The following is a 16033-nucleotide window of genomic DNA, read 5'->3' as shown; positions in this document are numbered from 1 at the left end:
TTGAGGAGAGGACTGATCGACCCGATGCCGACCCCATTGCGTGTTGCCGCGCTGAGCTTCTGGCACGTCCATGCCGGCGACTACTGTCGTCAGGCCACCGAGCACCCCGGCACCGAACTCGTGGCGGTGTGGGACGCCGACGCCGACCGTGGCCGTGAGGCGGCCGCCGAACGGGGGGTGGCCTTCGAGGCCGAGCTGAGCGAGGTGCTGGCACGCGGCGACGTCGACGCGGTGATCGTCACCACCCCGACGGTCGACCATCGCGACGTGATGGTGGCCGCGGCACGTGCCGGCAAGCACGTCTTCACCGAGAAGCTGCTCGCGCCGACCGTCGCCGAGTGTGAGGAGATCATCGCCGCCACCGACGAGGCCGGCGTGCAGCTGACCGTCTCCCTGCCGTTCCTGCAGCGCGGGCACGTCCGAGCGATCGCCGCCCAGCTGGCGGAGGGGACCATCGGTGACCCCGGCTACGTCCGGGTCCGGATGTCACACGACGGTGCCGTCCGGGACTGGCTCCCGGAGCGGTTCTACGATCCGGCCGAGGCCGTGGGCGGGGCGCTCACCGATCTCGGCTGCCATCCGGCCTACCTGACGCAGTTGTTCCTGGGGGCTGAGCCGGACACCGTCAGCGCCACCTATCGTTCCCTCACCCATCGCGCCGTCGAGGACCACGCGGTCGTCACCCTCGGCTATCCCGACCAGCGGATCGGCGTGGTCGAGGCAGGGTTCGCCAGCCGTACCCCGTTCACCATGGAGGTGTACGGCACCGAGGGCGCCCTCACCTGGTCGGCGCGCGACTCGACCCTGTGGCGTCAGCTCGGGCGGGGCGAGTGGGAGGCCGTCGAGTTGCCACCCCACGAGCCCACGCCGTTCGTCTCCTGGGTGGACCACATCGCTGCCGGCACTCGAGCCGACGACAACCTGGCCCGGGCGGTGGAACTGACTCGGCTGGTCGTGGCCGCCAACGAGTCGGCGGCCAGCGGCCGAACGGTCGCCTATCAGGCCCGTGGGGCCGGCGAGGGCGGTCAGCCATGAGCACACCGGTGGCGGGACCGATCCGGGTCGGACTGATCGGTGGCGGCGGGATCGCGAGCATTCACCTCAAGGGGTACGCGGCGAACGCCGATCGGATCTCGGTCACCGCCGTGGCCGACGTCGACCCGGAGACTCGGGCGACGCGCGCCGCCGAACTGGGCGCGACGCCGTACGAGGACTTTCGGGAGTTGATCACCGACAGCGACGTCCACGCCGTCGACATCTGCCTACCGCACCACTTGCACGCCGAGGCGATCCTGGCGGCGGTCTCGGCCGGGAAGCACGTGCTGTGCGAAAAGCCGCTGTGCCTCACCCGGGAGGAGGCCGCGGCGATTGAGCAGGCGATCGCCGAGCACGACGTTACCTTGATGTGCGCGCACAACCAGCTGTTCCTGCCGCCGGTCAGCAAGGCCACCGAGCTGCTGCGGTCCGGACTGCTCGGTCAGGTGTACGAGGTCCGCACCACCGACTGCTTCCACAACGACTTCGACCCCGACAGCATGGGCTGGCGGGCACACCGGAGCACCAGCGGGGGCGGAGAACTGATCGACACCGGCTACCACCCCACGTACCTGCTGCTGCACTTCGCCGGAGCAGAACCGACCGCGGTCAGCGCGATGCTGTCGACGCATCGGCTGACCTTCTCCGAGTCGGAGGACTCGGCCCAGGTGATGGTGCGGTTCGCGAACGGGGTGCTCGGGAACCTTGTCACGAGCTGGGCCTATCAACCCGCCGACTGCACCGAGCGGTTCTCGGTGGTCGGCGAGCTGGGCGCCCTGTGGGCCACGAAGGCTGGCGAGCTGACCTATCGGTTGCGCACGGGCGAGACCGAGTCCTTCCCGTCCACGCAGGGCGTGATGTTCCCGGCGCAGATGGCGCACTTCGCCGACTGTCTTGCCCAGGGGACGCGACCGGTGAACGACCACACCGACGGGATCCGGGCGCTCAACGTGATCCTGGCGGCCTACGAGTCCGCCGAGACCGGCCGCGTCGTCACGCTCTGAGCCGGAGCTCAGCTCACTTCGAGGGTGGCGGCGAAGGCCTCGAGCGCTTCGTACGAGGCGTCGCTGACCACGATCGTGGTCGCCTCCGGACCGGTCAGCACGAGCGACCTCGTCCGGTCGTCGGGCGATCGGTAGCGCTCCCAGGTCTGGTCGCCGACTTGGGAGACACCGTCGGCGACACCGTCACGCGAGACCCGGGCGATGAAGATCGCGGACGTGACGTTGCTCTGCTCGACCGCGAAGTAGGTCTGTTGTGGATCGAGCCAACCGAGCATCCACCGCTGCGCCTGCTCGTCGTCGTTCTCCCAGGCGACCCGGACCGGGGCCCAACTCTCCGGCAGTCGAGCCGGGGCGACGACCTCGAACCCGGCCTCCGCCACAGCCTGGTCCCGTACCGGCTGCCATTCGACGGGTTGGGCGCCGGGCGACTCCTGCGGATCGACGGTGAACAGCAAGGTGATGGCGAGCACCGGGATGAGCAGGACGGCCAACGACCGGACCATGTCGCCGACCGTTGATCTGTTGCGTGCTGCCCGAGCCATCCGGCCATTGTCCCCGACAACCTGACGTGGACCAACCCGACGCCGACGTGGGCGACCCGGCTGGCCCGGCTGCCGGGCCGTACCCGAGAATGGGCGCCATGACCGACAGCACGCCTCAGTTCCGGATCGAGCACGACACGATGGGCGAGGTACGCGTACCCGCGGCCGCCCGCTACCAGGCGCAGACGCAGCGCGCGGTGGAGAACTTCCCGATCTCCGGTACGCCGATCGAGCCGGCCCTGATCGCCGCACTCGGCCAGATCAAGCGGGCCGCCGCGGCCACCAACGCCGAGCTGGGACGCCTCGACGCCGACCTGGCCGAGGCGATCCGGGCCGCCGCCACGGAGGTCGCTGACGGCAAGCACGACGCCGAGTTCCCCATCGACGTGTTCCAGACCGGCTCGGGCACCTCCTCCAACATGAACGCCAACGAGGTGATCGCCACCCTCGCCTCCGAGCAGGTGGGCAAGAAGGTCCATCCCAACGACCACGTCAATGCCTCGCAGTCGAGCAACGACGTGTTCCCCTCGGCGATCCACATCGCCACGACATCGTCACTGTTGAAGGACCTGGTGCCCGCGCTCGGCCACCTGGCCGACACCCTTGCCGCCAAGGGCGAGGAGTTCGCCGAGGTCGTGAAGTCGGGACGCACCCACCTGATGGACGCCACCCCGGTGACACTCGGCCAGGAGTTCGGTGGCTACGCCGCGCAGATCCGCATCGGCATCGAGCGGATCGAAGCGGCGCTGCCGCGCGTTGCCGAGTTGCCGTTGGGTGGCACTGCGGTCGGCACCGGCATCAACACCCCGCCCGGCTTCGCCGCGGGCGTCATCGGCCACATCGCGCAGGCCACGGGGCTGCCCCTGACCGAGGCCAGGGACCACTTCGAGGCCCAGGGCGCTCGCGACGGTCTGGTCGAGGCGTCCGGGGTGTTGCGCGTGATCGCGGTCAGCCTGACCAAGATCGCGAACGACCTGCGCTGGATGGGTTCGGGGCCGACCGCCGGGCTAGGCGAGGTGTCGCTGCCGGACCTGCAGCCGGGTTCGTCGATCATGCCCGGCAAGGTCAACCCGGTGATGTGCGAGGCGACGCTGATGGTGTGCGCCCAGGTGATGGGCAACGACGCCGCGGTCGGTGTCGCCGGGGCCGCCGGCAACTTCGAGCTCAACGTGATGTTGCCCATGATGGCGCGCAACGTGCTGGAGTCGATCCGGCTGCTGTCGTCGGTGTCGCGGTTGCTGGCCGACCGGTGTGTCGCCGGCATCACCGCCAACGTCGACCACTGCCGTGAGCTGGCCGAGTCGTCGCCGTCGATCGTGACACCGCTGAACGCCTACATCGGGTACGAGAACGCCGCCAAGGTCGCCAAGACCGCCCTCGCCGAGGGCAAGACGATCCGGCAGACGGTGCTCGACTTCGGGTTCGTCACCGACGGGTCGCTGACCGAGGAGCAGCTGGACTCCGCGCTCGACGTGCTGGCGATGACGCGACGCCCGCAGTGACGAGCGGAGTGGCTCACACGTGAAGGTCACGCCGCCGGAAGGTCGCGCCCCCCGCCACGGTCAGTCCCACGGCCACGGCCACCATCACCACCGACGGCCACCGGTCGGCGTCGGGAACGACGGGATTCGCCACCCAGTGAAACGGCGACAGGATGGCGAGCCGGTCGAAGCCGTCGAACAGTGGGGCGAACTGTCCCAGCAGCATGAGCCCGAACAACAGGACCCACGGCAGCCACGTCAGGACCCGTGGCAGCACCCCCACCAGCAGCGCGGTGAGCCCGAGATAGGCATACACGACCGGCAGCATGGCAGCACCGATCTGCAGCACGGTCGGGGCCGCGTCCACGAAACCTGACCCGGCGAGGACGACCGCGGCCGTACCGGCGGCGAGCACGACGACCGCCGTGCCGGTGGTCGTCGCCAGCACGACGTGTCGGATGAACAGCGCCGGTCGGGCGAGCGGCAGGGCGAACAGCAGTTCGCCGACAGCACGTTCGTCGTGGTGCAGGGCCCCCATGATCGAGATGGCGGCGACGGAGGCCAGGACCCCGTTGATCGACAGCAGGGCGAGGGCGAGCCCGATGACCGGGTCCCCGCTCGGGTCCTGCGCGGCCCGTTCGATCAGTTCGGCGACTGCCGGGTTGTCCTGCATCGCGTCCGCCACGGCCGGGGCGACACCGCCCACCAGTCCCCCCATCCCCACCGCCACGACCAACCACGTGATCATGGTCCCGCGCTGCTGCCGCGCGACCAGCCCGGCCGGCCCGGACAGCCACCGGGATGCGTTCGGTCGCGCCCGACGCGGCCTGACCATCGACTCGCCGAGCTCCCGCCGTACGGCCGTGGTTGCGACCACGACCGCCAGGATGAGCAGCAGGGGCACGAACAACACCAGCACCTGGGGTCGCGGCTCGGAGAACGGGTGGGCGAGTTGTGCCCAACCGATCGGCGACAGCCAGGCCGGCCAGGCCGACTCGACGCGGGTCAACGTGACGTCGGCGGTGCCCAGTGCGTCACCGGTGCCACGAACCACGAACGCCAACCCGGCCAGCACTCCCGGCACGGTCGCGGCGGACCGTGCGGTCGGCATGATCATCGCCGACAGCAAGCCCAGCGCGAGCCAGGTCATTCCCACGCCGGCGAGGCCGAGCGCGGCGACCAGGCTGGCGTACAGGTCGAGACCGGTCACCGCCGAACCGAGGAGGACCACTGCGCCGCACAGGCCGACCTTGATCAGGCCGCTGAGTGCGGTGGCTGCCGGACCGGCCAGCCGGTGCACCACACCTGCGCCGATCATCTCGGTCCTGCCCTGTTCCTCCTCCGCCCGAGTGTGCCGGACGGCATGGAACGTGGCCATGAACGCAAACAACAGGCCGAGGAAGCCGGCCACCGAGAACCATGTCACGGCACCGATGTCGGTCCCTTGCGGCGTGCCTCGGACGAACAGCAGTGCCGGGTTGACGGCGGCCAGCCTGACCAGGTCGACGCGCGCCGCGTCCGTCATCGCCGACCCCAGGGCGATGATGATCATCGGCCACATCGCCGCCGTCGCGATGGCCCAGATGATCAACTGACCGCGGTCACGTCGCAGCTGGAGCCTCAGCACGGCCGCCAGACCGGTCACCGGCGCCCACCGCCGACCACCGGGGCGGGAGCGTAGTGGGCCATGAACAGGTCCTCCAGGCTGGGCGGGGCCATGATGAGGTTGCTCGCTCCGATGACGGCGAGCTGGCTGAGGACGGCCGACAGGTCGGATTCTGCGACCCGGCACCGGACCTGGTCGCCGTCCACCACGAGATCGTGGATCCGGTGGTCGGTCAGTGGGGTGCCCCGGTAGTGGACGACGGTGTGCGACAGGTGGCGCAAGTCGGCCAGCGTGCCGCTGTCGACCATCCTGCCGTCGCGGATGATGCTGACGCGGTCGCACAGCTGTTCCACCTCCGCGAGCAGGTGGCTGGACAGCAAAACCGTCGCGCCGGATGCCGCGGCCCGCCGCACCTCCGAGCGGAACACCTGCTCCATCAGGGGATCGAGGCCGGACGTCGGCTCGTCCAGCAGGTACAGCTCGGCAGGCGTGCCGAATGCGGCGATCAGTGCCACCTTCTGCCGGTTGCCCTTGGAGTAGGTCCGACACTTCCTGCCGGGGTCGAGGTCGAAGGCCTCGAGCAGCTCGGTACGGCGTCGAAGAACGACGGCGTCAGCGTCGCGACCGGGATTCCGCAGCCTGGTCAGCAGGTCGATCGCCTCCCCGCCGGACAAGTTGGGCCACAAGGTGACGTCTCCAGGAACCGCCGCCATCCGTCGATGGAGCGGAACGGCCTCACGCCACGGGTCCTGCCCGAACACGCTCACCCTGCCGGCGGTGGCGCGCAGCAGGCCCAACAGCAGGCGGAGCGTGGTTGACTTGCCCGCACCGTTCGGGCCCAGGAAGCCGTGTACCTCGCCGGCTCCGACGACGAGGTCAAGTCCGTCCAAGGCACGGTGCCGCCCGAAGGTCTTGACCAGCCCCACGGTCTCGATCACCGCACTGCCGGGTGCGTCCGTCATGTCACCATCGAAGCACCACGGACGACCGGATGCCATGGCCCCATGACGCGATGGGGCCGCGGCCCCCGCACACCCGGTGGGTCTCGGACACGGGCCGTCAGCTGTGGGATTCATCACCGATGCTGCCGGTGTCGGAGTCCGGGACACCGTCCTCATTCATGTCACGCCCGCGGGCCTGCCGCGCGTCCCGCAACAGCGTGATCGCCGCGAGGGCGGCAGCCACCATGGTTCCCAGCAGGACGGCCACCTTCGCCGCGGCGGTCCTGTCGTCGCCGGGGTAGGAGAGTTCGGTGATCAGCAGTGACACGGTGAATCCCATGCCGGTCAGGAATCCGATCGGCAGCAGGTCGCGGAGGCCGATCGAGTCCGGTAGCCGGAGCGGTGTCAGTCGGGTGACCAGTGCCGTCACGCCGAGGACTCCAGCCAGCTTGCCCAGGACCAACCCTGCCGTGATCGCCACGACGACGGGCTGCCCGAGGAGCTGGAGGGGGCCGCCGGGCCCGTCCACCACGGTGACGCCGGCCGCGAAGAACGCGAAGACGGGGAGTGCCACCGCCGCCGACAGCGGACGGATCGTGTCGTCGTATCGCTCCACCCGCGGCGTCGGCTCACCGGGAAGCGTCGTGGCCGGGACGACGAGGCCGAGCAGGACGCCGGCGATGGTGGCATGCACTCCGGATGCGTGCATCAGGATCCAGGCGACGAGGCCCAACGGCAACAACAACCACCACCGCGCCCACTTGAGCCGTGTCAGCACTCCGAAGGCGGCGACGCCCACGAGCGAGCCGACCAGGGGCAGGACCTGGATCTCGGCGGTGTAGAAGACGGCGATGACGATGATGGCCAGCAGGTCATCCACCACGGCAAGGGTGAGCAGGAAGGTCCGCAGGGCCAGCGGAAGCCCACGCCCGAAGATCGCGAGGACGGCCAAGGCGAACGCGATGTCGGTGGCGGTCGGGATCGCCCAGCCCGGCAGCGCGCCCGGGTCTCCCAGAGCGGCCACCAGGGTGACGAACACGACCGCGGGCAGGACCATGCCCCCCACAGCTGCCAGCACCGGCACCGCTGCTTCGCGCGGCCGGCGCAGGCTGCCGGCGACCAACTCGTGCTTGAGCTCAAGACCGACGGTGAAGAAGAAGACCGCCAGCAGGCCGTCGGCGGCCCAACTGGCCAGCGAAAGGTCGAGGTGGAGGGCGGCCGGTCCCACGACGAGCTCTGACAGTGAGGTGTAGGCGGACCGCCAGGGCGAGTTGGCCCAGACCAAGGCCAGTGCAGCCGCGACCAGCAACAGGACCCCACCGGTGGTCTCGCGGGTCACCCAACGGCGAACCCGTCCGTACGGCGACATGTCGGCAGTTGAGGTGGTCATCGGGCTCCTCGGTCGAGCTGTCGACCGGGTCGCCGACAGGGTCGTCGACCAGACTTCCCGACACGCCGCAGGAAAGGTTACGGCACGCAGCACCGCAGTTGAGGCCCCACCCGGCTGACGTGCGTACCCACACCTGAAGGTCGCATGACCAGAAGGTCGCACGGCCCGCAGCCTGTCCTCCCCAGTCGGGCCGGCGTCCACGTGGCCGGGATGTCCGTTCTTGTTCGTTGCCTTGCACCAGTCATGGGCCAGCGATGGAATGCCAAGACACGTACCTTCGGCCGAGGGAGCCGTTCATGCAACGTCGCACGCTATTGGGTGGGCTGTTGGCCGGCACCACCGTCGGGGTCGCCGCCAGCTCGTCATTCCCGTGGTCAGCCTTCGCCAAGCCGAGTCCCCAACAGCTGCTGGCCGAGATTCGCTCGACTCATCCACGCCTGCTGTTGACCGACTTCGAGGCAGTACGCCGCAAGCTCGCTGAGAACGAGACGATCCGGGGCTGGTTCGACACCGTTCAAGGACAAGCCGATGCCATCCTGCTCCTGCCTCCGTATCCGTACACGATCCCCGATGGCCTCCGACTGAACACGGCGCCGACGTTGACTCGCTCATACGTTCTGGGCTTGGTGTACGGCGTCACCGAGGGTGCTGAGTACCGCGATCGACTGTGGGCCGAACTGTCACAAGCCGCCGAATGGAAGGACTGGAACCCCCGACACTTCCTCGACACAGCGAGCATGACCCATGCCTTCGCCATCGGACATGACTGGGCACACCAGGGCTGGGACGACAACCAGCGCGAGGTGCTGCGCCAGGCGATCGTCACGCTCGGGCTCGGCCCCGGGCTGGAGGAGTACGAGTCCGGTGCAGTCTGGACGGACGCGGCGCACAATTGGAACACGGTGTGCAACAGCGGACTCAGCATGGGTGCACTCAGCGTTGCCGACACCGATCCCACCATCGCCGGGTCCTTGCTGACCAAGGCGCTGGAGGCCATTCCCATCGCGATCGAACAGTATGGGCCAGACGGCGGGTTTCCCGAAGGGGCAACGTACTGGCGCTACAGCACCGAGTACCTGGTGACCTTCATGGCAGCGTTGATGTCGGCCTCGGGCTCTGCGCAGGGCCTGGACACCAAGCCGGGAATGGCCCAGACGAACTGGTACCCGATCACGATGACCGGCCCCAGTGACAACACGTTCAACTACTACGACGCAGGTCTTCCCTCACCGCACTCGCCAGAGGAGTTCTGGCTCGGCGCACACTACGGGAACCCGATCTTCACCTACGATGCCACCGTTCGTGCAGCTGAGCACCCCCAGCCGAAGGACATCATCTGGATTGATCCGTCGCACGACACCGGGCGCTCCCAACTGCTCCGCTCCCCACTGGACAAGGCTTGGTCAGCCATCCACGTCACCAGCAGCCGCGCCAGCTGGGCCGACCCACTGGGGTCGTTCGTAGCTGCCAAGGGTGGCGCCAACAATGCACACCATGGGGACAATGACCTCGGTACGTTCGTGCTGGAAAATCAGGGCCATCGCTGGGCGGTCGACCTTGGTCCGGACGACTACAACCTGTACGGGTACTTCCACTACGACGAGGGCCAGATGCGGTGGAACTACTACCGCAAGCGCGCCGAGGGCCACAACACCGTGGTCTTTGCCCCTGATGCCAGGCAGGGCCAGGCGGGACAGGCGTGGGATGGCACAGGGACGGTACTCGCGCTGGAGCACGGAGTGCGTGAGGCCATCACCATCTTGGACCTCGATGCGGCTGCCCCGGAGAAGGCGACCGCATGGCGCCGTGGGCTCTGGTTGTTCGACAATCGCCGGCAGCTGCTGTTGCGTGATGAGTTCACGCTCCGAACTGCCGCCGACGCCTGGTGGTTCTGGCACACCGACGCCGACGTTGATGTCGCGGCAGACGGACTCTCGTGCACTCTCAGCCATGGTTCGAACCGGATGCTCCTCCGGCTGATCGGCGATGACCTTCCCGCCAACGCACGGTTCTTCGCAGCGGCCGCCGAGCCCCTGTGGGCCTCACCCACCCCCAACCAGACCCCGAACACCGGGGTGACCAAACTCGTCGTGTGGGCCCGTGACGTGACCACAGCCGCGATCACGGTGCAGGCGAGCGCCGTGTCGGACTCACTTCCGATCCCGCCGGTCGCTGCGGCGCGCGCATTGCGGAGTTGGCGGCTCGGACCGAAGCCCACTGAGTTGGCCGACGCAGTGACACTCGACGATGAGCCGTTGCCGGACTTTGTCCCGGGAGTTCTGAACTACACGGTTGTCCGCCCAGAAGGAAGCACGCCACCCGTGGTCGCGGCGACAGTGGCTCGGGGAAGGGTCACGGTGACACAGGCATCTGCGGTGCCTGGCGTGGCAACCATCCGGATCGGCGGTGGGGGTTCACGAGCGATCGAATACCACGTGCGGTTCGAGACCTCGGTTGGCCTGAGTCCAGGAGTGGTCGTCCTGGTGAGCACGCATGACGGCAATGTTGGTGAGAACACCCTCGACGGGGACTTGTCCACACGGTGGTCGGCACAGGGTGCCGGCCAGTGGATTCGCTATGACCTGGGGGCCGTCGTCCAGCTCGACTCGGTGCAGATCGCGTTCTGGCAGGGAAATGTACGAACGACGAGGTTCACTCTTGAGGTGTCTGACGGAGGACCTTGGCGAAGAGTGTACGGGGGTCAGAGCCTCGGAACCACGAACGAACTTGAGACGTTCCGGTTCGAGGTCACCACTGCCCGTTACGTTCGCTTCACCGGGATGGGCAATTCCGCGAACGATTGGAACTCGCTCACCGAGTTCACCGTTCCCGGGCACGAACTGGCGGCGCCGACACCCCCGGTCCGACTTTCAACGGTGACTGTGTCCGGCACCACGTTCGTTCCGATCGGCGGAACCACCGTACTCACCGCCAGCGCAGCCAACAGCGACGGGACAGCATCCCCCGGTGCCACAATTCGGTGGGCGACTGCGGACGGCGCAGTTGCCGGGGTCACCGACGACGGGGTCGTGCACGGACGTGCCCTGGGCACCACCGTTCTCGGTGCCGTCGCGACGTCGGTCGATGGACACATGGCCTGGGCAGGTCAGCAGGTGACCGTGCACGATCCTGCCGAGACGTATCTGGCGTGCACCGCGGACACCTACGTACAGGGGGGCGCGTCGGCCGACCGGAGCTTTGGGGATGCCCTGATGCTGCTCGCCAAGACCGACCCCGTCAACGCTCGGGAGGCCTTCATCGGGTTCGATGCGGTCGACGTGGGGGACGCCGCTCAACTCGGTCGAGCCGAGCTACGCGTGCGGGTCGAGGTGAGTGACGGGGCCGGCTCGACGACGGACATGGCGGTTCACGCCGTCCTCGGGGATTGGCAGGAGTCGACCCTCACATGGAACTCCCGCCCCACAGTTGGCGCGGCGCTCGACACCCAGTACGCCGATGGCGCTGCCGACCTCGCCTTCGACGTGACCGACGCGGTACGCGACGCACTCAGTTCTGGCACTCCACTGTCATTCTGCATCCGCCAAGTGCCCGAAACACCTGGTGGTCCCGGCCGTTACACCACAATGCCGAGTCGGGAGTCAGGACACGGCGCGATGCTGGTCGTCCGCGGGGCCTGACAGATCGGTCCACCAACGATGCCTCGTCACGCTCGGGCAGCTTGCGCGACAGCGGGGATATTGTGACCCCCATGTTCGCCGAGGCTCGGCGCCAGGTGATCCTGCGACGTATGGCCCGTGATGGTGAGGTCACTGTCGCTGAGCTGGCCCGTGAGTGGGGCCTGTCCCGGATGACGGTACGTCGTGACCTCACCGAGCTGGAGCAGCAGGGGCGCCTGCGGCGTACGTATGGCGGGGCTGTTCCTGTGCGAGCGGAGGACGCTGCAGCTCCCCGAGTGGGGTTGCTGCTCCCGCACAACGAGTACTACTACGGAAGAGTCGTCGCAGGAGCCGAGCGCGCGGCAGAGGAACTGGGATGCCGCCTGGTGCTGGCGGCTCACTTCTACGACGGCAGCTTGGAACATGACCGCCTGTCGAAGCTGGCACAACTGTCACTTGACGGCCTGGTCATGGCCAGTTCCGGAGCAGGCCCGCCACCCCAGCTGGCCGCCGACGCCATCGTCGATCGGCTCGCGCTCCCGATCGTTCTGGTCGAGAGGGAACCCCGCCGCGCCGGCGAACGGACCCCGGACAGTGTGCGAACCGCCCATGACCAAGGTGCGCGCATGGCGGTGGAACACCTGCACCAACTGGGACATGACCGTCTGCTCACCTTGTTGACGCCTTCTGCGACCAGTTCCCACCTCCGACGCGGTGTTGCCGAAACCGTCGCAGAGCTGGGGATGGACTGGTCGGACCATCCGACCACCGAGTGGGGTGATCCGGCCGGTCCGGTCGCCGCACTCGCCGACCAGTGCGTCTCCCAATCGGTGCGAGCCGTGTTCATCCACACCGACATACAGGCGCTGAACTTCGTCGAGGCCCTTGCCAAGCGTGGTGTCGACGTCCCCGCGGACATGCACCTGATCACCTACGACGACGAGCTCGCGAGCAACTGCCGCATACCATTGACCGCGGTCGCGCCGCCCAAGGAGGAGCTGGGCTTCGAAGCGGTCCGCATGGTGCTTCAACGCCTGACCGCAAAGGATTCGCCAGTGTCACGGCAACTCTTCCTGATGCCCCGACTCGTCGTACGCGAGTCAACGAGGCCGAACTCCCCTGTGTGAGTTTGTGTGCGTTGTCGTGCGAAACGCTTCGAAAGTCGATCTACTGAGAGTCCGTCATCGACGAGGAGGCAATGATGCACATCCCGGACAACGTCACGGACATGAGCCGACGAACCTTCTTGGCCGGCACCGGCGCATTGGGCTTGGCAAGCCTTGCCACCAGTTGTGGTGGGACCGAGCCCGGCTCCAAGGCGGGCGCCAGCTCAGCGCCCCCCGGATCTCTGTCCGGGGACGTGTCGGTGTTGACCCCCCAGTTCGGCGGGACCGAGGGCAAGCAGGTCATGGACGGCATCATCGCCAGCTTCAACGAAGTCCATCCAGCCGTCACCGTGACGGTGGACTACACCGGCTTCGACAAGCTCAACGAGAAGCTCACGGTAGCCATCGCCGGCGGCAGCGTGCCGGATGTGATCATGACAGGAGTCGGCTGGATTCCACCGTTCGCACACAAGAAGCTGTTCGCCGAGTTCGACACCAAGTTCATCGAAGGGCTGGAGTTCACCGGCCCGATTCTCGAGCCCTGCACCTACCAAGAGGGCCTGTTTGCTGTTCCCTTGCTGCTGGACACCCGGCAGGTCATCTACAACAGGACCATGTGGGACAGGGCAGGGATCAAGGAGGCACCAGCATCCTTCGAGGACCTCCGTGCAGCCGCGAAGGAATTGACGGGTGGGTCAGGAAGCACGAAGCAGTGGGGCATCATCCTCAACGGCCAGGGCTCACCCCGCCAACTGCTCGCCACCCTGATCGGCGCCGGCGGTAGCACGATGTTCAGTGCCGATGGCCGAACCGCGCAGTTGAACTCACCTGAGGCGGTCGCAGGGCTCCAGCTGGTGGTGGACATGATCAAGGACGGGTCAACCTCGTGGGAGCTCAAGGCCGCGGAGGGGAGCCCACACCCGTTTCTCACCGACAACGTCGCCATGGCACCGGTCTCAGCCCCGGTGTGGCCATCCTGGAACGAGGCCAACCCGGCCCTGATGAGCGAGGAAGGATCCGGCTACTTCCTACCCCAAGAAACGCAGCCGGCAGCGTTCCTCGGTGGCACCCTGCTGTCCCGCGCAGCCAGCTCACAGAACGCCGAGGCGGCGGATGCTCTCATCAAGCACTTCGTTCAGCCCGATGTGATGGAGGAGGTCTGTGTCTTCGGCAATTCGGTCCCCGGTCTGGCGTCGGTGCTCGAGAACAGCGAGGTGCTCCGATCGAATCGACTGATCGCAGCTGGCGTCCAGAACCTGGAGTTCGCCGTGAGCGAGGGTGGGTCACCGGCGTGGATGGAGATTCGCGGCAAGCTGGATCCCATACTCGAAGAGGCGTTCATCGGCCAGTCGGGCGTGCAGGAGGCACTCGACAAGGCGAACCAGATGGCCCAAGAAGCCATCGACCGTGCCTGATGAGGCTGGGCCATCGGCGCGATCGAGCGCCAGTCGCATCCCCTGACCTGCGCCGGACTCGATCACCGGTACGCCGGCGCGAGGAGTGGGCCGGCCGCCTGTTGGTCGCCCCAGCGACACTCCACGTCTCGCTCTGGGTAGGACTGCCGCTCGTGGTGGCAATGCTTCTCGGATTCACCCAGTACGACATCATTTCCCCACCACGGTTCATCGGGGTGAGCAACTACCTCGAAGCCTTCGCCGACCAAGGCTTCCGGACTGCGGTGCTCAACACGTTCGTGTTGACCGGAGTGGCCGTTCCGGTGTCCATGCTGCTGGCTCTCCTGATCGCGGTCCTGCTGAACCAGGGTTTGCGTGGCCAAGCACTGTTCCGTATCGCCATCTTCATGCCCCACATCACGGCCACGGTTGCCGTGGCGGTGGTGTGGTTGTGGATCTACAACCCGACCGAGACCGGGTTGCTCAACGTGGTCCTCTCCATCGTCGGTGTCGGACCTGTGGCCTGGCTCGGAGCTGAGACCGCACTGGGATCCGTCATCGCCATGTGCATCTGGCAGGGCATCGGGTTGAAGATGTTGATCTATCTCGCAGCCCTGCAGGGACTGCCGGTCGACGTGGACGAGGCAGCGCGTATCGATGGGGCGAATGCCTGGCAGCGCTTCTGGTACGTGACCGCGCCCATGCTGCGTCCGGCCACCTTCTTCGTCCTGGTCACGTCGGTGATCGGGTCGTTCCAGGTGTTCGACCAGGTATTCATCTTGACGGGTGGCGGGCCGGCGAATGCGACAACCGTGATCACCTACCAGATCTACCTGTCCGCCTTCGAGGCATTCCGCATGGGCCTGGCCTCGGCGCAGTCCATGATCCTGTTCTGCTTTCTCATCCTGCTGGCCGTGATCAGCCGTCGCCTTGTCGGAGGTACCGATGCCCACTGACACCCTCAGCCAACGGTGGACGACCATCGAGCAGCAGGAGACGGGCAACCAGCGGCCCAACCGCGAGACTCGCACCGTGCTGCGCCGTCATGCGCTCGCCCGATCGCTCGCCTGGACGGTGCTCCTCATCGTCTCGCTGATCATGATCACCCCGTTCGTGTGGATGCTCCTCACAGCGCTCAAGTCCGAAGCCGAAGTGGTCTCCAGCCGCGACCTCCTCCCCAGGGATCCACAGTGGCACAACTTCATCGATGCGCTTCGAGCCGCGCCCTTCCACATCTATGCCCGCAACAGTCTGTTCATCGCAGTGGGCCACACACTGATGACTCTGACGTACGCGTCTGCTGCCGGGTACGCGCTGGCGAAGCTTCGGTTCCGCGGCTCCACCGCGCTGTTCGCCGCGTTCATCGCCGCAATGATGATCCCCGGGTACGCCACCATCGTGCCGCAGTTCCTGATCGCCCGGTTCATGCCGCTGTTCGGAGGCAACGACATCCTCGGCCAGGGTGGAACTGGCTGGATCAACACATGGTGGGCGCTCATCATCCCGGGTGGTGTGTCCGCGTTCTCGGTGTTCCTGTTCCGCCAGTTCTTCACGGGCGTGCCGACGGAGCTGCTGGAGGCTGCTCGCATTGACGGGGCGGGAGAACTTCGGATCTTCGCGACCATGGCATGTCCCCAGGTCGTGCCCGCGTTCCTCACCGCTGGCCTGCTGAGCTTCGAAAGCTCGTGGAACAACTTCTTGTGGCCACTCATCGTGACCACGCGGGCTGACCTCCGGGTGATCCAAGTGGGTTTGGCCACGTTCCGGCAGGATTCGACAGCTCAGTGGACCCTGATGATGGCCGGCACTGCCATGGCAACGCTGCCCATGATCGCGATCTTCCTTCTCGCCCAACGCTACTTCGTGCAAGGATTCGCCAACGTCGGGATCAAGTAGCCAAGGACCTCGGAGGTGTCG

The 16033-nt window shown here is 67.2% G+C and carries 12 protein-coding genes; 8 read left to right on the top strand and 4 right to left on the bottom strand.

What is annotated here, in order from left to right:
• Positions 1–24 precede the first annotated feature (24 nt).
• Both ACQBAU_RS05010 and ACQBAU_RS05005 read left to right on the top strand, forming a co-directional pair.
• A complete protein-coding gene (locus ACQBAU_RS05010; RefSeq protein WP_465254964.1) occupies positions 25–1035 on the top strand; it encodes a Gfo/Idh/MocA family protein in 1011 nt (336 codons plus the stop codon).
• The gene (locus ACQBAU_RS05005) at positions 1032–2039 is read left to right on the top strand and encodes a Gfo/Idh/MocA family protein (protein WP_465254965.1); all 1008 of its coding nucleotides are present in this window, start codon (positions 1032–1034) and stop codon (positions 2037–2039) included. Before ACQBAU_RS05010 ends, ACQBAU_RS05005 begins: the two co-directional genes overlap by 4 nt.
• Positions 2040–2047: 8 nt before the next feature.
• Here ACQBAU_RS05005 and ACQBAU_RS05000 read toward each other — a convergent pair whose 3' ends face one another.
• Positions 2048–2581, bottom strand: a complete 534-nt coding sequence (locus ACQBAU_RS05000; protein WP_465254966.1) for a DUF4245 domain-containing protein — start codon at positions 2579–2581, stop codon at positions 2048–2050.
• A 98-nt stretch (positions 2582–2679) separates the two neighbouring features.
• Between ACQBAU_RS05000 and ACQBAU_RS04995 the strand changes: the two genes are divergently transcribed.
• A complete protein-coding gene (locus ACQBAU_RS04995; RefSeq protein WP_465254967.1) occupies positions 2680–4083 on the top strand; it encodes a class II fumarate hydratase in 1404 nt (467 codons plus the stop codon).
• 13 nt (positions 4084–4096) lie between these two features.
• Here the strand turns inward: ACQBAU_RS04995 and ACQBAU_RS04990 are convergent, their stop codons facing one another.
• From ACQBAU_RS04990 to nhaA, 3 genes are all read right to left on the bottom strand, one after another.
• Entirely contained in the window at positions 4097–5707 is a 1611-nt protein-coding gene (locus tag ACQBAU_RS04990; protein ID WP_465254968.1) for an ABC transporter permease, read from the bottom strand.
• A complete protein-coding gene (locus ACQBAU_RS04985) occupies positions 5704–6630 on the bottom strand; it encodes an ABC transporter ATP-binding protein (RefSeq protein ID WP_465254969.1) in 927 nt (308 codons plus the stop codon). Before ACQBAU_RS04985 ends, ACQBAU_RS04990 begins: the two co-directional genes overlap by 4 nt.
• A gap of 97 nt (positions 6631–6727) precedes the next feature.
• On the bottom strand, positions 6728–7999 hold the full coding sequence (gene nhaA / locus ACQBAU_RS04980) for a Na+/H+ antiporter NhaA (protein ID WP_465254970.1): 1272 nt from the start codon (positions 7997–7999) through the stop codon (positions 6728–6730).
• Between the two features lie 296 nt (positions 8000–8295).
• Here nhaA and ACQBAU_RS04975 point away from each other — a divergent pair, with 296 nt between their 5' ends.
• The 5 genes from ACQBAU_RS04975 (at position 8296) to ACQBAU_RS04955 (ending at position 16012) form a co-directional block, all read left to right on the top strand.
• Entirely contained in the window at positions 8296–11637 is a 3342-nt protein-coding gene (locus tag ACQBAU_RS04975; RefSeq protein WP_465254971.1) for a CBM96 family carbohydrate-binding protein, read from the top strand.
• Between the two features lie 71 nt (positions 11638–11708).
• A complete protein-coding gene (locus tag ACQBAU_RS04970; protein WP_465254972.1) occupies positions 11709–12743 on the top strand; it encodes a LacI family DNA-binding transcriptional regulator in 1035 nt (344 codons plus the stop codon).
• Between the two features lie 71 nt (positions 12744–12814).
• On the top strand, positions 12815–14137 hold the full coding sequence (locus tag ACQBAU_RS04965; RefSeq protein ID WP_465254973.1) for an extracellular solute-binding protein: 1323 nt from the start codon (positions 12815–12817) through the stop codon (positions 14135–14137).
• A gap of 161 nt (positions 14138–14298) precedes the next feature.
• Positions 14299–15072 carry a carbohydrate ABC transporter permease gene (locus ACQBAU_RS04960; protein WP_465255377.1) on the top strand — a complete coding sequence of 258 codons (774 nt, stop codon included), beginning with the start codon at positions 14299–14301 and terminating at the stop codon, positions 15070–15072.
• The gene (locus tag ACQBAU_RS04955) at positions 15062–16012 is read left to right on the top strand and encodes a carbohydrate ABC transporter permease (RefSeq protein WP_465254974.1); all 951 of its coding nucleotides are present in this window, start codon (positions 15062–15064) and stop codon (positions 16010–16012) included. Before ACQBAU_RS04960 ends, ACQBAU_RS04955 begins: the two co-directional genes overlap by 11 nt.
• Positions 16013–16033 lie beyond the last annotated feature (21 nt).

This window comes from Carbonicoccus niuqiaonis (assembly GCF_050157065.1).
In the GTDB taxonomy this organism is placed as follows: Bacteria; Actinomycetota; Actinomycetes; order Propionibacteriales; family Propionibacteriaceae; genus Avipropionibacterium.
The sequence above is the reverse complement of the archived record's forward strand: the minus strand, read 5'-3'. Positions and strand labels throughout refer to the sequence as shown.